Source organism: Pseudomonas thivervalensis (assembly GCF_001269655.1).
Classification (GTDB): domain Bacteria; phylum Pseudomonadota; class Gammaproteobacteria; order Pseudomonadales; family Pseudomonadaceae; genus Aquipseudomonas; species Aquipseudomonas thivervalensis.
In genome coordinates this window covers 402,881-422,507 of record NZ_LHVE01000007.1, presented here as the reverse complement: position 1 = coordinate 422,507, position 19,627 = coordinate 402,881, and the positions used below count along the sequence as shown (strand labels likewise).

General features: G+C 65.0%; 7 protein-coding genes. 4 read left to right on the top strand and 3 right to left on the bottom strand.

The window, feature by feature from the left end:
* Nucleotides 1–105: 105 nt before the first annotated feature.
* The 3 genes from dsbD to dsbG are packed head-to-tail and all read left to right on the top strand — an operon-like array spanning nt 106 to nt 3,445.
* Nucleotides 106–1,833 (top strand): protein-disulfide reductase DsbD, encoded by a 1,728-nt coding sequence (gene dsbD, locus AD659_RS09660; RefSeq protein WP_053120581.1) that lies wholly within the window; start codon nt 106–108, stop codon nt 1,831–1,833.
* On the top strand, nt 1,833–2,702 hold the full coding sequence (locus AD659_RS09655) for a TlpA disulfide reductase family protein (protein ID WP_053120579.1): 870 nt from the start codon (nt 1,833–1,835) through the stop codon (nt 2,700–2,702). Before dsbD ends, AD659_RS09655 begins: the two co-directional genes overlap by 1 nt.
* Nucleotides 2,678–3,445, top strand: a complete 768-nt coding sequence (gene dsbG / locus AD659_RS09650; protein WP_053120577.1) for a thiol:disulfide interchange protein DsbG — start codon at nt 2,678–2,680, stop codon at nt 3,443–3,445. The genes AD659_RS09655 and dsbG overlap by 25 nt, the downstream gene beginning before the upstream one ends.
* 165 nt (nt 3,446–3,610) lie before the next feature.
* Here dsbG and AD659_RS09645 read toward each other — a convergent pair whose 3' ends face one another.
* Together AD659_RS09645 and AD659_RS09640 are read right to left on the bottom strand one after the other, a co-directional pair.
* Nucleotides 3,611–4,423 carry an alpha/beta fold hydrolase gene (locus tag AD659_RS09645; protein WP_053120575.1) on the bottom strand — a complete coding sequence of 271 codons (813 nt, stop codon included), beginning with the start codon at nt 4,421–4,423 and terminating at the stop codon, nt 3,611–3,613.
* Between the two features lie 199 nt (nt 4,424–4,622).
* Entirely contained in the window at nt 4,623–17,609 is a 12,987-nt protein-coding gene (locus AD659_RS09640) for a non-ribosomal peptide synthetase (RefSeq protein WP_053120573.1), read from the bottom strand.
* 283 nt (nt 17,610–17,892) lie between these two features.
* On the opposite strand from AD659_RS09640, the gene AD659_RS09635 reads away from it, so the two are divergent.
* Nucleotides 17,893–18,441, top strand: a complete 549-nt coding sequence (locus AD659_RS09635; protein ID WP_024619408.1) for an RNA polymerase factor sigma-70 — start codon at nt 17,893–17,895, stop codon at nt 18,439–18,441.
* A 131-nt stretch (nt 18,442–18,572) separates the two neighbouring features.
* Here AD659_RS09635 and AD659_RS09630 read toward each other — a convergent pair whose 3' ends face one another.
* Nucleotides 18,573–19,586: a GNAT family N-acetyltransferase gene (locus AD659_RS09630; protein WP_053120571.1), complete on the bottom strand. Its 1,014-nt coding sequence runs from the start codon at nt 19,584–19,586 to the stop codon at nt 18,573–18,575.
* Nucleotides 19,587–19,627 lie beyond the last annotated feature (41 nt).

Genomic DNA, 19,627 nt, shown 5'->3' with positions numbered 1-19,627 from the left:
CCAACATGGGCGATCATTGCGGCCTGCCGGTCGTCGCCGGGTTAATCGACGGTTAATCGCCAGCCGCCATTGTGTGTCCACTTGCTTCGTTCTAAGGCTTTATCCATGCGTCGATTGTTTTTGCTGTGGCTGTTCCTGATCTCGGGCCTGGCCCAGGCCGCCAATCCCTTCGAAACCAAACCCGATTTCCTGCCGGTGGAAAAAGCGTTCGTGTTGACCTCCGAACGCCTGGATTCCGGTGAGACGCAATTGTTCTGGCAGATCGCCGATGGGTACTACCTGTATAAACAGCGGCTCAAGTTCGATGGCCTGACCGAGGCGCAGAAACCGCAACTGCCGGAGGGCGAGGCCCACAGCGACGAGTTTTTCGGCGACCAGCAAGTCTATCGCCAGGGGCTGGAACTGAAGATACCCGCCGGGGCCACGGGCAAGATCAAGGTGGGCTTCCAGGGTTGTGCCGACGCCGGCCTGTGTTATCCACCCCAGACCCAAGTGGTCGACCTGGGTGGCAGCACACCGATGGCGGCCACCGGCGAGGCGCCGGACCAGGCCCTGGCCAGCGGCCTGCAACAACGGGCTTTGGGCTGGAGCCTGCTGGTGTTCTTCGGCCTCGGCCTGCTGCTGGCGTTCACACCGTGTTCGCTGCCGATGCTGCCGATCCTTGCCGGGCTGGTGGTCGGCAGCGGCGCCGGGCCGAGACGTGGCCTGGCGCTGGCCGGCAGCTACGTGATCAGCATGGCCCTGGTGTACGCCGCCATGGGCGTGCTCGCCGCGCTGTTGGGGGCCAATCTCCAGGCGCTGCTGCAACAGCCGTGGCTGCTGGGCAGCTTCGCAGCCATCTTCGTATTGCTGGCGCTGCCGATGTTCGGTTTCTTCGAATTGCAATTGCCGGCGGCCCTGCGCGACCGACTGGAAAACGCTGGACGCCAGCGGCGCGGTGGCAGCCTGGTGGGCGCCGGTGTTCTCGGGGCGTTGTCCGGCCTGCTGGTGGGCCCGTGCATGACCGCGCCGCTGGCCGGCGCGCTGCTGTATATCGCCCAGAGCGGCAATGCGCTGCACGGCGGGCTGATCCTGTTCACGATGGGCATCGGCATGGGCCTGCCCTTGCTGCTCCTGGTGACCGTGGGCAACCGCTTCCTGCCCAAGCCCGGCGCCTGGATGAACCTGCTCAAAGGTGTGTTCGGCTTCCTGTTCCTCGGTACGGCGCTGCTGATGATTCGCCCGATCATCGACGGCTCGCTGTGGATCGGCCTGTGGGGCGCGCTGTTGTTGATCGCCGCCTACAGCGCCTGGCGCCAGACTGAAGGCTTCGGCCGCATGGCCTACCTCTGCGGCAGTGCTTCGCTGCTGTTCGGCCTGTGGGGCAGCCTGCTGGTGATTGGCGCAGCGGGCGGTGGCGATGATTTCTTTCAACCCCTGAAGGTGTACACCGGCAGCGAGGGCAGCGCGACCGTCAGCACCCACGACGCGTTCGTCACGGTCAGCGAGCCCGCCGCCCTGCAACGGGAACTGGACGCCGCCAAGGCCCAGGGCCAATGGGTGCTGCTGGACTACTACGCCGACTGGTGCGTGTCCTGCAAGATCATGGAGAAACAGGTATTCGGCCGCGCCGAGGTGTTGGACGCGCTGAACGGCGTGCGCCTGCTGCGCCTCGACGTCACCGCCGACAGCCCCGCCAGCCGCGAGCTGCTGAGCCGTTACCAGGTGCCGGGGCCGCCGAGCCTGCTGTGGATCGGCGCCGACGGTGAAGAGCGCCGCAGCCAGCGGATCACCGGGGAAGTCGACGCCAAGACGTTTCTGGCGCGCTGGAACCTCACCCGGGACGCACGCTGATGCTGACGTTCACCCTGGGCACCTTTGCCATCGCCCTTAACCATTTGCTGCTGATCAGCGCCCTGGCCCTGGCGACCTTCGTCGGCTGGCGGGTGGCCAAACGTGGCGGCGACAACCCCGAGTCGGTGCTGTTCGTACTGTTCCTGCTAGGCCTTTTGGCCGCGCGGGTCGGCTTCGTCGTTGCCTATTGGCAACACTACCGGGACGATCCGTGGCAGATCGTCGACCTGCGCGACGGCGGTTTCCTGGCCTGGCCGGGCATTGTCGCGCTGCTGATCGGCGCCTTGCTGTGGGTCCGACAACGCCCGGCCCTGCGCCGACCGCTGGGCTTCGGCGTCGGCAGTGGCTTGCTGTTCTGGCTGGTGGCGACAATGTCGCTGACGATCTATGAACAAGGCACCCGGTTGCCGGACATTGACCTGCGCACCGCCGACGGCGCGACCGTGAAACTCACCGATTACCAGGGCGGCCCTCTGGTGATCAATCTATGGGCGACCTGGTGCCCGCCTTGCCGACGTGAAATGCCGGTGCTGGAAGAAGCCCAGCAACAGCGCCCGGACCTGACCTTCCTGTTCGTCAATCAGGCGGAAAGCATGCAAAGCGTCAGCACCTACCTGGCCACCCAGGGCCTGAGCCTGACCAACGTATTGTTCGATGGCAGCGGCCGCCTCGGCGAGGCCGTGGGTTCCATGGCCTTGCCGACTACGCTGTTCTACAGCGCCGACGGTCGCCTGCTGGGCAGCCACTTGGGCGAACTGTCGAAAGCGAGCCTGGCCCGCGCCCTGGAACACTTCGAAACGCCGGACTCGTCCACGACGCCCCACTCCGCCACAAGGAAACCGCCATGCCCCGCCTCCGCCACCTGCTGACCCTGGCCGTCGCCGCCGCACTGTCGCAGGCACCGCTGCTCCAGGCCGAAGAATTGCCTGCGGCCATCAAGAAGATCGAAGCCAAGGGCGCAAAAATCATCGGCACCTTCGAGGCGCCGGACGGGCTGCGCGGTTACGCAGCGCAATACCAGAACCGTGGCATGGCCCTGTACCTGACCCCGGATGGGCAGCACGTCCTGCTGGGCAACCTGTACGACGCCGACGGCAAGGACCTGAGCGCCGAGCCGCTGCAAAAACTGGTTTATGCACCGATGGCCAAGGCCATCTGGGCGAAGATGGAAGCGAGCCACTGGATCGCCGACGGCAACAAGGACGCACCACGCACGGTGTACCTGTTCAGCGACCCGAACTGCCCGTACTGCAACATGTTCTGGGAACAGGCCCGGCCCTGGGTCAAGGCCGGCAAAGTGCAGTTGCGCCACATCATGGTGGGCATCATCCGCGAAGACAGCCCGGGCAAATCCGCTGCACTGCTGGCGGCCAAGGACCCGGAGAAAACCCTGGCCGAGCATGAAAAGGCCGGCAAGGGCAGCCCGCTCAAACCGCTCAAGGACATCCCGCCCGCCATCCAGGCAAAACTGGACGCCAACCAGCAATTGATGGACGAACTGGAACTCTCCGCGACCCCGGCGATTTTCTACCTGGATGAAAAAGGCGACCTGCAACAGCAGCAAGGCGCGCCGTCGCCGGACAAGCTGGTGAAAATTCTCGGGCCGAAGTAATCCAAAGTCCAAAACTGCTCTCGTGGCGAGGGAGCTTGCTCCCGCTGGGGTGCGAAGCAGCCCTTGGATCTCCTGCTGTGGTTCGTCAGATTCACCGCATTGGTTTTTTTGGGGCTGCTGCGCAGCCCAGCGGGAGCAAGCTCCCTCGCCACGGTTAGCCAACAGTCAGTGCTTGCGCGCCAGGAACTCCAGCAACGCCTCGCTCACGAATTCCGGATTCTCCCGGTTGGAGATGTGCCCCGCTTCCGGTATCGACACATGGGAACACCCGATCAGCTCGGCCATTTCCAGGGACTCGGACGGTGGACGCGGTTTGTCCTGGTCGCCAAACATCACCGTCGTGCGCTTGGCATCCAATGCATGCAGGCGCGGCAGGATGTCGTCCCGGCCGAAAATGATCCGCCCCAGCGGCACGATGCTGTCGCGCAGGCGCTCGGTCGGTAGCGCGGCCAACGCGGCACGGAACTGCTGGTAGAGCGGCGACTGCGGGTCGATGCCTGGCCGGAAGAAGATCGGCACGATGATGTCCAGCAACGGCTCGGGAATACTGCCGCTGGCTTCGATCTTGTCGAACAGCGAAAAGTAATAAAGCCGGGTCGGCTCCGGCTCGACGCCGACGTAGGTGTCCATCAATACCAGCGACCGCACCCGCTCAGGCGCCGCCAGCGCCAGCCGTGCGCCCCACATTCCGCCCACCGAGAGCCCGACCAGGTTGAAGCAGTCGATACCCAGGTGATCCATCAACGTCAACGCCTGGCGGGCCAGGTCGTCCAGAGAGGTCATGCCCTCGGGCAGCGGTCCGGACTGGCCGTGGCCCCACAAGTCCAGGGCGATGACCCGGTAATGCCGAGACAACACTTCGATCTGCGGCGCCCACATGCTGTGGTCCCACAGGTAGCTGCTGCCCAGCAGCACCACCGGGCCCTGGCCTTGGTCCAGGTAGTGAAGCGGTTGTCCATCGATCGTTGCAAAGGGCATCGGTGACCTCCTTGTTTGAGTCTGGGAGAAAAGCCTTGGGGAGACTGAGCCGCCAGGCGCGAGGCGTCAACCTTGGGTTTTGTGCTGTTTGTATAGCCGCCATCGCGAGCAAGCTCGCTCCCACATGGGATTTGCGTCGTTCACAAATCCCTGTGGGAGCGAGCTTGCTCGCGATGAGGCCATTACAGACACCGCAAAACTACAACCCCTCCAACTCCGCCATCAGGTCATTCAACCGATCCACCTTCTCCCCAGTGATCTCGCTGGCCGCCAGGCCTTCGATGTACTCGGCCAGTTCCTGCACCGTGCTGCATTCGAACATCGCCCGCAGCGGCACATTGCGTTGCAGGGCCTTCTGCACCCGTGAGGCGATTTGCGTCGCCAGCAAGGAATGGCCGCCCAGCTCGAAGAAGTTATCCCGCACGCCCACCCGCTCGACCTTCAGTACCTCGGCCCAGATGTCCGCCAGGGTCTGCTCCAGCTCATTGCCGGGCGCCTGGTAGTCCTGGCTTTGCAACTGGCCGATCTCCAGGGCCGGCAAGGCCTTGCGATCCAGTTTGCCGTTGGCGTTGAGGGGCAGGCGGTCGAGCCATAGCCAGTGCAGCGGCACCATGTATTCCGGCAGTTCGGCCCGCAGGCGCTGCTTGATGCGCTCCAGGCGTTCGGCGGGTTTCAGCGCGGAGTCGGTGGCCACGAGGTAGCCCACCAAGTGCTTGCCGTTGGCGCCTTCCTGCACCCCCACCGCGCCATCGCGCACTTCCGGCTGTTCATGCAAACGCGCTTCGATTTCCCCCAGTTCGATGCGGTAGCCACGGATCTTCACCTGATGGTCGATGCGCCCTACATACTCCAAGACCCCGTCGCTGCGCCGCCGCGCCAGGTCGCCGGTGCGGTACAGCCGCTCTCCCGTCGCCCCGAACGGGTTCGGCACAAACACCGGGGCGGTGCGCAACGGATCGCTGACATACCCGCGCCCGACCCCGGTGCCCGCCACGCACAACTCACCCACCGCACCCAGCGGCACCAGGTCCAGCGCGCCATCGAGCAGGTACAAACGGTTGTTGTCGGTGGGCGTGCCAATCGGCAGGTAAGTGCCGCGGGTCGACGCCTGGTCGACCCGGAAGAACGCCACGTCGTCGGAGCATTCCGCCGGGCCGTAGGCGTTGACCAAACCAATGTCCGGGTAACGCAACAACCACTGGTGAGCCAGTTCCGGTGGCATCGCTTCGCCGGTGGGCAGCATCCAGCGCAGGCCGTCCAGGCCGATGCGTTCCTGGGCGAGCATGCCCTGGATCAACGACGGCACGCTTTCCAGCACGGTAATGCCCTGCTGCTGCACATGCTCCAGCAGCCCTTGCGGATCATGGGCGATGGCGTTGGGCACGATGTCGACCCGGGCGCCGAACAACGGCGCGGCCAGGAACTGCCAGACCGAAATATCGAAGCTTTGCGAAGCGGTCTGGGCAATCACATCCGCCTCGCTCAGCGCCAGGTACGGCACTTTGCTCAGCTGGTTGTTGAGCATGCCCCGCTGTTCCACCATCACGCCTTTGGGCAGGCCGGTGGAGCCGGAGGTGTAGATCACGTAGGCAAGGTTGTCCGGCCCGCTGTAGACGCCTGGATTGTGCGGTGAAAAGTCGCTGGCCTGGACGGTTTCCCACACCAATAACTTCGGTCGTCCGGAGCAGGCGAACTCGTCCAGCAACGCCTGGGCCTGGGCCTGGCAGGCCTGGGTGCAGACCAGCAACGGCGTGCGGCTCAATTCGATGATGCGGCTCAGGCGCTGGCTCGGCAGGCCGGGATCCAGCGGCAAGTAGCCGGCACCGGCCTTGAAGCTGCCGATGATCATGCCCAGCAGTGTCGCATCCCGTTCGGCCAGCAGCGCCACCGGCTGATCCAGGCCGACGCCGGCCGCGATCAGCGCATGACCGAGGCGGTTGCTCCGCGCATTCAGCTCGGCGTAGCTGTAGGTCGCGTCCAGGCAACTGACCGCAGGGCGTTGCGGATGGGCCGCGACCCGCGCCTCGAACAGCTCGATATAGCTCTGCTCCAGCGGATAGGCATGCTCGCTCTGGTTGCAGCCTTCGATCAGGAAGTCCTGCTCTTCGCCACCGATCAGCGGCAGCTCGCTCATGTCGCCGTGCAAGCCTTCCATCAGCGCCAACAGCAAGCGCTTGAACTCGCTCAGCAGGCCTTGGACAGTGCTTTCATCGAAGTAGCGCTGGTCGTACGAAAGGTGCAGCCCCAGGTCATCCCCCGGGTAGCAGACCGCCGTCAGCGGGAAGTTGGTGTGGGTCCGGCCCGAGTCCGAAGTGGCATTGAGGCTTTGGGCGCGATCCAGCACCGAGACTTCCACCGGCGCGTTCTCGAACACGAACAGACTGTCGAACAGCGGCTGGCCCTTGGGTAGTTCGCTGGCTTCCTGGATGCTCACCAGCGGCAGGTATTCGTACTCGCGCAGTTGCATGTTGCGGTCCAGCAAATCGCCGAGCCACTGGCGCACGCCGCAGCGCTGATGGTCCTCGGGCATCTGCACGCGCAAGGCGATGCTGTTGATGAACAACCCCACGGTGCGTTGCATCTGCGGCAGCTCCACCGGGCGCCCGGCCACGGTGACGCCGAACAGCACGTCGCGATCGCCGCTGACCCGGCGCAGTACCAGGGCCCATGCCGCCTGGGCGAAGGTGTTGACCGTCAGTTGATGGGCCTGGGCCAGCTCCCGCAGCCGCGCACCGTCCCGCACGTCGAGGCGGGTGTAACAGTCGCCGACGACCATGCCGCCGCTGTCACCGGCGTGCTCGCGCAGGAACGGCCGGTCGCCAGGGATCGGCGTGGTTCGCTCGAAGCCTTGCAGGTAGTCCTTCCACCACTGCCGGGCTTCGTCCAGGCTCTGGTGCTGCAGCCAGCCGATGTAGTCGCGATAGCGCGGTGGCACGGCCAACTGCGGTTCGCGCTGCTCGCCCAGGGCGGTGTAGATCTCGAAGAAGTCGTTCATCAGCAGCGAACGGCACCAGGCATCGATGAGGATGTGGTGGTTGCTCATCATGAACCAGTAGCGCGCCGCACCGACCCGGATCAGCCGCAGGTGGAACGGCGCCTGGTTCAACAGATCGAAACCGGCCTCGCGCTCATCCTTGAGCAGGGCCTGGAGCTTGGCTTCCTGGACGTCCTCGGGCACCTCGGACCAGTCGAGGTAATCCGCCGGCGTGCGGCCCGGCTTGTGGATGATTTGCAGCATGTCCTCGCCAACGTTCCAGCAGAACGAAGCACGCAAGGCTTCGTGACGGGCAATGACCGCCTGCCAGGCCTGGGCAAACCGCTGCGGGTCCAGTTCGCTGTTGATGCGGTAGCGATCCTGCATGTAGTACAGGCCAGTGCCCGGCTCCAGCAAGGTATGCAACAGCATGCCTTCCTGCATGGGCGTCAGCGGATAGACGTCTTCTATCTGCGCGGCCGGCACGGGCAAGCTGTCGAGCTGGCCCTGGGTCAGCTTCGCCAGGGGGAAGTCCGATGGCGTCAGGCCGCCCGCCGCGTCCGTCAGGCAGTGTTCGATCAGGCCTTGCAACTCGTCGAGGTAGGCCTCGGCCAGCGTGGCAATGGCCTGGCGTTCATGACGTTCGGCACTGAAGGTCCAGCGCAGCACCAGCTCGCCGCCACTGACCTGGCTGTCAACGCTCAGCTCATTGGGCAGCGGCGCATCGGGATCGTGGATCACACCCAGCGGCGCATCCAGCGGCTGGAACAACGCCTCCTGACCCAGGGTCTGGTCGAGCTGGCCCAGGTAGTTGAAGGTGATCGCCGCGTGCGGCAGGCCGGCCATCGCCTCGCGAGTCGCCGGGTCCGCCAGGTAGCGCAGCACACCATAACCGAGGCCCTTGTGGGGCACCGCGCGCAGTTGCTCCTTGATGGTCTTGATCGAGACGCTGAAATCTTCGGCCGCTGGACTCAGGCGCACGGGGTAGACGCTGGTGAACCAGCCCACGGTACGGGTCAGGTCGAGGTCGTCGAACAGCGCTTCGCGGCCGTGCCCTTCGAGCTGGACCAAGGCCGAATCATGGCCGGTCCAACGGCACAACACCCGAGCCAGCGCCGTCAACAGCAGGTCATTGACCTGGGTGCGGTAGGCGCTCGGCGCCTGTTGCAACAATTGCCGGGTACGCTCGGCGTCCAGGCGCACGCTGACGGTTTGCGCGTGACGCTCCTGGAGTCCGCCCTCGGGGTTCGCGCATGGCAACTGCACGTGCGTCCCGCTCAACTGCGCCTGCCACCCCTCCAGTTCTTCGCGCAGGGATTCGCTGCCGGCGTAGGCCTGCAAACGCGCCGCCCAGTCGCGCAACGGGCTGGTCTTGGCCGGCAGTTGCGCCTCTTGCCCGGCGACGAGCTGGCGGTAGACGGTTTGCAGGTCGTCCATCAGTACCCGCCACGACACACCGTCCACCACCAGGTGATGGATGACGATCAGCAACCGTTGCCGACCATCCGGCAGTTGCGCCAACACGGCATGCAGCAATGGCCCAGTGGCTAGATTGAAACGGCCCTGCGCCTCGGCAAACAACGCTTCGCACGCCTGCGCGGTGTCCACGGACACCTGCTGCAACAGCACAGCGTCAGCCAGCGGCTGGTGCTCGGCGCGCCAGCGCCCGGCGGTTTCGCCGAAAACCAGGCGCAAGGCATCGTGATGCTGGAAGACACTGCGCAGCGCCTGCTCCAGCGGTTGCGGGTCCAGGGTCGTGGTCGGCTCCAGCAGCAACGCCTGGTTCCAGTGATGCCGGTTGGGAAGCGGACGGTCGAAGAACCAGTGCTGGATCGGCGTCAGCCCGGACTCACCCTGCAACTGGCCCTGCTCGGCGTGCACCTGCTGGCTGCGCGTGGCAACAGCAGCGAGGGTCTGTACGGTCTGATGCTGGAACAAATCCCGGGGCGTGAAATGAATGCCCTGCTGCCGGGCGCGGCTGACCACCTGGATGGACAGGATCGAATCGCCGCCCAGCTCGAAGAAGTTATCGTTGAGGCCCACCTGCGCCACGTTCAATACGTCGCACCAGATTGCCGCCAGGGTCTGTTCCAGGGCATTGCTCGGCGCCACGTAGTGTTGGCGATTGAGTTCAGGGTCGGGCAGCGGCAAGGCACGACGGTCGAGCTTGCCGTTGGCGGTCAGCGGCATGTTTGCCAGCAGGATCAGGTGCGTGGGCACCATGTAGTCCGGCAACTGGGCCTTGAGCTGGTTTTTCAAGGCGTCGCGCAGGGCTGCTTGTCGCTCGCTGTCCTGGCTGGCGATGTCGCTCACGAGGTAGCCGGCCAGTTGCTTGCCGCCAGGCATGTCGAGGGCCAGCACCACAGCCTCGCGCACCGCCTCATGTTCCAGCAGGCGGGTTTCGATTTCCCCCAGCTCGATACGGAAACCGCGGATTTTCACCTGATGGTCGATCCGTCCCAGGTACTCCACCAGACCGTCGGCACGCTGGCGCACCAGGTCGCCGGTGCGATACAAGCGTCCGCCTTCGGTGGCGAACGGATCGGCGACGAAACGCTCGGCGGTCATGCCCGGACGCTGGTGATAGCCCTGGGCAAGACCGGCGCCGCCGACATACAACTCACCCGTGGCGCCTGGCGGCACCAACGCCAGGTCGGCGTCGAGGATATACGCCACGCGGGCGCCGATCACGCTGCCGATCGGCACACTGGCCGCGCCCTCCTCCAATTGCTCGGGGGCCAGGCTCGCCAGTGGCATGACCACGGTTTCGGTCGGACCATAGGCGTTGAAGAACAGGCTCGGGCTGAACGCCGCGCGGATGCGCTGCAGATGCTCACCCGTCAGGGCTTCGCCGCCGGTGATGCACATGCGCACCGGCAAGGTCTGCCCTTGGGTCGCCAACCACTGCGCCAACTGGCTGCCGTAGCTGGGCGTGAAACCGAGGATGTTGATGCGGTGCTGGCGAATCAGCCCGCAGATTTCCTCGGCGTCCCACTGGCCCTGGGCCCGCAGCACCACGTGGGCGCCGCTGAGCAACGGCACCAAGAGGCGTTCGGTGGCCGCGTCGAAATTGATGGAATAGAAATGCAACTCGCAGTCGTCCGGGCGCATGCCAAAGCGCTGGATCACCGCCTGGCAATGCATGGCGATTTCACCGTGGGACACCACCACGCCCTTGGGCTTGCCGGTGGAACCCGAGGTGTAGATCAGGTACGCCTGGTGTTGCGGCAGGTTGATCAACGGCAGCGGGTGATCCGGGTATTGGGCCAGAGCCGCCGAGTCGTCTTCCAGGCACCAGCGGCCCACGCCCTCGGGCAAAGCATCCAAGGCCTGGAGCATCGCCCGGTCGCTGAGCAACAGGCTGATGCCACTGTCTTCGATCATGTAGTGCAGGCGATCCAACGGGTATTCCGGGTCCAGCGGCACGTAGGCACCGCCAGCCTTGAGGATCGCCAGCAGGCCGATGACCATTTCCAGCGAACGTTCCAGGGCCAGGCCAACCCGTACCTGCGGCCCGACGCCTCGCTCGCGCAGGCTCCAGGCCAGGCGATTGGCGCGGCTGTCCAGTTGCGCATACGTCAGGGTCTGCCCGGCGAAGGTCAGGGCCGGTGCATCGGGACGCGTCCGGGCCTGTTCGTCGAACAGTTCATGAATGCATTGGTCCAGGCGATGCTCACCCGGCTCGACACCCAGGCTGTCGAGCAATTGTTGCTGCTCGCCAGCCTCCAACAACGGCAGTTCGCTCAACCGTCGGGTCGGATCGACCAGCAGCGCTTCCAGCAGGTTGCGCCAGTGCCCGGCCATGCGCGCGATACGCGGTTCGTCGAACAGGTCGGTGCTGTAGGTCAGGCAGCAACCCAGGCGCTGGTCCAGATCGGTGACCTCCAGGTTGAGGTCGAACTTGGTGGCCCGGGCATCGTTGACCAGGTATTCGACGCTCATGCCGGCCAGCGTGCGACTCTGCTGGAATTCCCAGCGCTGCACGTTGCACATCACTTGGAACAGTGGGTTGTAGGCCGCACTGCGCGGTGGTTGCAGGGCCTCCACCAGATGATCGAACGGCAAGTCCTGATGGGACTGGCCTTCGATGACAGTGTGGCGCACCTGTTCGAATAACTCGCCCACCGACATCTGCCCGTCGAGTTGGCAACGCAGCACCTGGGTGTTGAGGAACGCACCGATCAGCCCTTCGCTTTCAGGACGGATGCGGTTGGCCACTGGCGCACCGATGCGCAGGTCAGTCTGCCCGCTGTAGCGGTAAAGCAACACGGCCAAGGCGGCGGTCATGGTCATGAACAGGGTCAGGCCCTGTTGCGCATTGAAGGCGCGGACCCGCGCGGCCAACTCATCGCTCAGATCGAAACGGAACAATTCGCCACGATGGCTTTGCACCGACGGACGCGGGCGGTCGCCAGGCAGTTCCAGCAGCGGGTGTTCGCGGCCCAGTTGCGCGGTCCAGTAATCCAGTTGCCGTTGACGCTCGCCGGACTCCAGCCACTGGCGCTGCCAGACGCTGTAGTCCAGGTACTGCACCGGCAACGGTTCCAGCGGGGATTCGCGATCGTCGACGAAAGCTTCGTACAGCGCGCTCAGTTCACGGGCGAAAATGTCCATCGCCCAGCCTTCGGTGACGATGTGGTGCAGCGTCAGCACGAAGTAATGCTCATGCTCGGCGGTCTTGACCAGGCAGGCCCGCAGCAGCGGTCCGGTTTCCAGGTCGAACGGCTGGTGGGCCTCGCTGTCCGCCAGTTGCTGCACTCGCTGCTGGCGAGTGTCGGCGACCAGCGTCGAGAAGTCCTTCCAGTCCATGCGCAAGCCCGTCTCGCTGTGCACCTGTTGGCGGGCCACGCCATCGACGCTCGGGAACGTGGTGCGCAGGGTTTCGTGACGCAGGATCAGCGCCTGCAAGGCTGCCTCGAAGCGCCCGACATCCAGCACGCCGCGCAAGCGCGCCATGCCGCCGACGTTGTAGGCCGGGCTGTCCGGCTCCATCTGCCAGAGGAACCACATGCGCTGCTGGGAATACGACAGCGGCACCGGTTGGCTGCGGTCGACCTGCTCGATGGGCGGCTGGCGGTTGGTCTGGCCGCTGGCCTGGATCAAGCGCACCTGTTCGGCGAAGGCCCCCATTTCACTGGCCTCGAACAGCGCCCGCAACGGCAGTTCCACGTCACAGGCCTGGCGAGTGCGGGAAATGATCTGGGTCGCCAGCAACGAATGGCCGCCGAGGGCAAAAAAATCGTCCCGCAGGCCGATACGCGCCAGTCCCAGCACATCGCGCCAGATGCCGGCGATTTGCTGTTCGAGGGCGCTGACCGGCTCGACGTGCTCGCGCACCTGCCATTGCGGCTCGGGCAAGGCGCGACGGTCGAGCTTGCCGCTCGGGCTCAGGGGCATGGCGTCCAGGCGCAGCAGTTGGGCGGGCACCATGTAGTCCGGCAGTTCGGCGGCCAGGGCGGCCTTGAGCCGGGTGTTCAGTTCGTCCTCGCCGTGGACAGCCTCCGGCGCGGTGTAATAACCGATCAGTTGTGGGCCGGCCGAGGTGTCGCGCACCAGCACCGCCACTTGGGCGACGCCGTCCTGGGCCAGCAGGCGCGCTTCGATTTCCTGCGGTTCGATCCGGAAGCCGCGCAGCTTGACCTGCTGGTCGAGACGGCCGAGGTATTCGATCACGCCGTCAGCGTTCCAGCGCGCACGGTCGCCGGTCCGGTACAACCGCGCCCCGGCCGGCCCCAAGGGGTCGGCGACGAAACGCTCGGCGCTCAGGCCCGGCCGCCCGAGGTAACCCCGGGCCAGGCCCAGGCCGCCGATGCACAGCTCGCCTGGAACACCGGCCGGCACGGGGTTGAGGTCGCTGTCGAGCACCCGGCAGAGGACGTTGCCCAGGGGCCGGCCGATGGGCGAGCGCTCGCCATCGGCTTCAGTGCACGGCCAATGGGTGACGTTGATCGCGGTTTCGGTCGGGCCGTAGCGGTTGTGCAATTGCACCGACGGCAGTTGCGCCAACACCCGGTTGCGCAACTCGGCCGGCAAGGCTTCGCCACCGGAGAACAGCCGGCGCAGGCTGGTGCAGCGGGCGCTCAGCGGCTCTTCGACAAACAGGCTGAGCAACGGCGGCACGAAGTGCAGCGTGGTGACGCCGAACTGCTGCACCAACTGGGCGATGCGGTGCGGGTCACGGTGTTCGCCGGGACCGGCCAGCACCAGTTGGCTGCCGGTGATCAGCGGCCAGAAGCATTCCCAGACCGACACGTCGAAACTGATGGGGGCCTTTTGCATCAGCACATCGCTGGCATCCAGCCCGTAGGTCGCCTGCATCCATTGCAGGCGCTCGGCCAGGGCCGCGTGAGTGTTGCCGACGCCTTTGGGCTGGCCGGTGGAGCCGGAGGTGTAGATCACGTAGGCCAGGTGATCGCCGTGCAGGTGCAGGCCCGGCGGATTGCTCGGCCATTGTTCCAGGTGCAGGGCGTCCATGGCGATGACACTGACGCCATCGCACGCCGGCAAACGCTCCAGCAACGCGGTCTGGGTCAGCAACAGGTCGACGCCACTGTCGTCGAGCATGTAGGCCAGGCGTTCGGCCGGGTAGTCCGCATCCAACGGCACATAGGCACCGCCGGCCTTGATGATGGCCAGCACACCGATGAGCAACTGCGGCGAACGCTCGGCGGCAATCGCCACGCAGACATCCGGGCCGACGCCCTTGTCCCGCAGGTAATGGGCCAGGCGATTGGCCTGGGCGTGCAACTCGGCATAATCGAGTTGGCCGCCGTCCCACAGCAGCGCGGTCCGCTGCGGCGTAAGGCGGGCCTGCTCGTTCAGCAGCTCCGGCAGCCATTGGCTGGCCGGCGCACACGGGGCCGCGCCCCACTGCTGCTGTTGGCGGTGTTCCTCGGTGGTCAGCAGCGGCACGTCGCCGATGGCTTGCTGCGGATCGGCACAGACCGCCCGCAACAGGTTGCAGTAATGCTCCGCGAGGCGGGCGATGGTCGTCGCCTCGAACAATTCGTCGGCGTAGTCGAACGACAGGGTCAACCGACCGTTGCGATCTTCTTCGCTGTGCAGCTGCAGGTCGAACTTGGCTTCGCGGCTGTGCCACGGCAACTCCTCGGCGAGCAGTCCCGGCAGGCGGCGCAAGGCGCTCAAGTCACGTTGCTGGTGGTTGAACATCACCTGGAACAGGCCTTGCTCGCGCGCCTCGGGAAACGCTTCGAGCAGTTGTTCGAACGGCAGGTCCTGGTGGGCCTGGGCACCGAGCGTGGCTTCCCGGGCCTGGGCCAACAGCGCGGCGAACGGTTGACGGGAATCGACCTGCCCACGCAGCACCTGGGTGTTGATGAAGAAGCCGATCAGCCCCTGGGTTTCCAGGCGTGGACGGTTGGCGTTGGGTACGCCGATGCGCAGGTCGGATTGCCCGGTGTAACGCTGCAACAGCGCCTGGAAGGCGGCCAGCAACAGCATGAATGGCGTCGCGTCATGAGCCTGGGCCATGTGGCGCAGGGCCTCGCCGAGGTCCTTGTCCAGGCGCAGGCTGTGCCGCGCGGCGCTGCGTTGGCGTTGAGCGCTGCGTGGATGATCCGTGCCCAACACCAGGGCCGAATGTTCAGCACCCAGTTGCTGCTTCCAATAGTTCAATTGACGCTCGGCCTCGCCCTCGGCGAGCCATTGGCGTTGCCAACTGCCGTAGTCGGCGTACTGCAAGGGCAATGGCGCCAGCTCAGCGATCTGGCCTTGGGAGGCGGCGGCGTACAACCGGGAGAACTCTTCGATCAACAGATTCATCGACCAACCGTCGGCGATGATGTGGTGCAGTGTCACCAACAGTTGATGCTCATCCTCGTCGAGGCGCAACAGGGTGACCCGCAGCAGTGGTCCCTTCTCCAGATCGAACAGCGTGGCCGCTTCGTCTTCGCGAACCTGCCGCGCCCGGGCTTGACGCGAATCGGCAGGCAGGTCGCCGAGGTCGATGACATGCAGCTCGAACTCGCCAGCCGGATCGACCTGTTGCAGGGCCACGCCATCGCGTTCCAGGAACCGTGTGCGCAGGGACTCATGACGCTCGATCAGTTGCTGGAAACTGGCGCGCAACGCGTCTTCGTCCAACTCGCCACGCAGGTGCAAGGCGCCGGGGATATTGTAGGCATGGCTCGTGGGATCGAGCTGCCAGGTGATCCACAATCGGTTCTGTGCCAGGGATTGCGGCAGTGGCGTATGGCGCGGCAAGGCGCTGATGGCGCCCCGGGCCTGGCCGCCGTCCTGTTGCTGGGTCGCCACCGCTGCCGTGAACGCACCCAGGGTTGGAGCCTCGAACAGCAGCCGCAGGTTGAGCGTCAGCCCAAGGGTTTCGTTCAGTCGTGCGATCACCTGGGTGGCGGCGATGGAGTTACCGCCCTGCAGGAAGAAATGATCATCCGCCTGGACTTGCTCGACCTGCAATTGCTCTTGCCAGGCCTGGCCGATGAGGGTTTGCAATTCGGAAGATGGCGCGGATTCATCAACCACGCCGGCTTCAGTTGACGGGAACTGTGCATAACTGTCCAAGCTGCCGTCGGCCAACCGAATGCGGCAGGCGGAGCGCTGCAACTTGCCGCTGGAGGTCTTGGGCAACGCACCGGGATTGAGCAGCACCACCACGCTCGGTGCCTGCTGGCAGGCCTCGGCCACCGCCTGGCGAATGGCTTTGATCAGGGCTTCGGGCGGCAGGATTTTCTGCACGCTGCGGCTGATTTCCGCGGCGATGCCGATGCCTTCCTCGCCGCCGTCGTTGACCGCGAACGCCGCCACCCGGCCCTTGCGCACCACCTCCACTTCGCGCTCGATGGTTTGCTCGATGTCCTGGGGATAAAGGTTGTGCCCGCGCACAATCAGCAGGTCTTTCAGGCGCCCGGTGATGAACAGTTCGCCGCCGCGCCGGAAACCCAGGTCGCCGGTACGCAGCCAGGTCCGGCCGTCGTGCTGGACAAAGGTCTTGGCGCTGGCTTCGGGGTTGCGCCAGTAGCCCAGGGCGATGCTCGGCCCGGCGGCCCAGACTTCACCGACCTGATGGTCGGCCAATGGTTGCAACGTCGCCGGCTCGACGATCAGTACCGCGTGCCCGGGCTGGCTGACACCGCAACTCATCACCGCGCTGCCCTGCCCCGGCTCCGCACGGTTTTGCGCCAGCGCCGCGTCGTCCACCCGCAACGAAGGAATGCCGTGGCGGCGTGGCGTGCCGGCGACGAACAAGGTCGCTTCGGCCAAGCCATAGGAGGCCATGAAATTGTCCGATGTGAAGCCGCACGGGGCGAACTTCTCGGCAAAACGTTCCAGGGTGTCGAGACGGATCGGTTCGGAGCCGGAATAGGCCACGCGCCAGCCGCTCAGGTCGAGACGCTGCAGGGCCGAGTCACTGACCCGCTCGCTGCACAGCCGGTAGGCGAAGTCCGGGCCGCCACTGATGGTGCCACCGTACTCACTGATCGCCTCCAGCCAGCGCAGCGGCCGGGCCAGGAAATAAGCCGGTGACATCAATACGCAGGGAACGCCACTGAATACCGGCTGCAACAGGCCGCCGATCAGGCCCATGTCGTGGTACAGCGGCAGCCAGCTGACGATGACGTCGTCGGGGTTCAGGTCGATGCCGAAGCCATGGCGGATCAGCAGCTCGTTGGCCACCAGGTTGCCGTGGCTGACCTGCACGCCCTTGGGCAACGCGGTGGAACCGGAGGTGTATTGCAGGAAGGCAATGTCATCGTCCTGCAACGTCGGCGCCTGCCATTGCCCGGCGCGGGCCGGGTCGAGGGTATCGACGCACAGCACCGGTGGCGCCGATTCGATGGCTTGCAACGGCTCGCGCAGGTCGCGGGTGGTGAGCAACAGGCGCGGTTCGGCGTCTTTGAGGATCGACAGCAAGCGCTCCTGATGATGGCGACGGGCGGACTCCGGCGGATAGGCCGGCACGGCGATCACCCCGGCGTAAAGACAGCCAAAGAACGCCGCGACGTAATCCGGGCCGCTGGGGAACAGCAACACGGCACGATCACCGAATGCCGCTTCGGCCTGCAAGGCCGCGGCGATGGTCCGGGCGCGCAGGTCCAGGTCGCGATAACTCAACACCACACCCTGCTCCGGGGTGTCGGCAAGGAAGCGCAGGGCCACCCGGTCCGGCGTCAACGCGGCACGGCGCTGGAGGGCATGAGCCAGGGTGGTGGGGAGTTCGAACGCGTCGGTCATGGGGGGTTCCTGCCTGGATTCGGCTTGCTGGTTGTCACCCATGGGAACGGATAGTCACGGCAAATAATTAGTCGGGAGCCGACTCACCGATGCCTCGCACCGAAGCATCCGGCAGCCAGGCGCCGCGACAACGGGTCGCGGCGCAAAGGGTGGACTTCGCCACATCAATAATTCTTCTTCTCAATTGACAATCATTATCATTCAGCCTAATTTGGCGCTCGATGTGTAGGACGGGTCCGCCATCCGGACGTCCCGCTAACTTTTTTGCAGCAAGGTGAATTCCATGACGGAACAAGTATCCACAAGCAGGTGCGACTCACCGTTACTCCAGGCGTTCGTAGACAACCGATTGATTCTGGTCAAGATCGCGGCACGCATTACCGGTTGCCGTTCCCGCGCGGAAGATGTGGTGCAGGACGCTTTTTTCCGGCTGCAATCGGCGCCACAGATCACCTCCTCGTTCAAGGCGCAGCTCAGTTACCTGTTCCAGATCGTGCGCAACCTGGCGATCGACCACTATCGCAAGCAGGCGCTGGAACAGAAATACTCGGGGCCGGAAGAGGAAGGGTTGAACGTGGTGATCCAGGGTGCTTCGCCAGAAACGTCCCATATCAACTTTTCCACGCTGGAGCACATCGCCGACGCGCTGACCGAACTGCCCAGCCGCACCCGCTATGCCTTCGAGATGTACCGCCTGCACGGCGTGCCACAGAAGGACATCGCCAAGGAACTGGGCGTCTCGCCGACCCTGGTGAACTTCATGATTCGCGACGCGCTGGTGCATTGCCGCAAGGTGTCGGGGGTTCGCGGAGATACCTTCGCCCGGCGGTAGGCTTTCAGAAAGGCTTCAGTCCCAATCGCGAGCAGGCTCGCTCCCACAAAGGTTTTGTTGTGAACACAGGTCTTGTGGACACTCACCCTCCTGTGGGAGCGAGCCTGCTCGCGATGAGGGCCTACGCAAGTTCACATCAACCCACACCGATCAAAAAACCGCTCACGCCCCAGGATCATCAGCGCCGCGCGCTTGTGGGGGAAGTCGAATTCCTTTTCACAATGGAAGCACTGGTTGTGCAGGTGCGCGATCATCCGTGCATTGTCGGCCCGGGGCTCGGCGACCACGCGCTGGGTGCGCGGGTCGTCCAGGAACAGGTAATGCACCAGCGCCGACAGCCAGCTCGCCACCTTGTGTGGCCCGCGGTGCTGTTCTTCACCCACCAGCATGTGGATACCGCGGTCGTAGTGGTCGGCCTCATAGAATGGCGCGATCCGATCTTCCTTGGCCCAATAGGCTTCGAAGTAAGCGAACGGCTGGTCATCGAAGCATCCGATCAGGGTCAGGACCCGCGGATCGGCCTGTAGCTTGTCCAGGTACTCGCGATGCTGTTCCAGGCTGCCCTCCTCCTGCCAGAAACTCGCCACCCGCGGGCTGTTCTGCCAGCGGTTGAAACGCTCCAGGTCCTGCTCGATCTCCAGGGTACGCAAGGACACCCAGGCCCCTAGCCGCGCATCGAAACGCCGGTACACCTCGCCACGGGGTTTCATTGGCCGGCGTGGATGGCGGCGGCCATCGGTGATGACCATCTGTTGCGGGTAACTGCCGCTGAACGACTCCCCCAGCCAGGGTTGCGGCAATTGCCAGAACATCGTGCGCTCGCAACGGTATTCACCGGCACGCTCGGTGCTCGTCAATAAACCGCTGAGCAAGGCTTCGCCGGGGCGCTCGTCGAGGTGCCAGGTCAGGTGCAGACATTCTGGATCGCGGGCAAACAGCCAATAGCAGGCCGCCCACAGCGCCGGGCCCACCGGGCGGTCGTTGATTTCCTGCAAATGCACATGCAACTCGGGACCACGTACAAGGCGCAGCCGGATCAGCGGCGCGCCTTCGAGCATCAGGCTCAGGTGGCGTTCGGTTTCATCGGCACCGAGGCGACGGCCACCGGGCAAGGGCAGCGTCGTCGGGGGGTTGAGGTTGGACATGGGAGGGGCTCGCGTATTCGTCGGTAGTCAACGTGTGACGT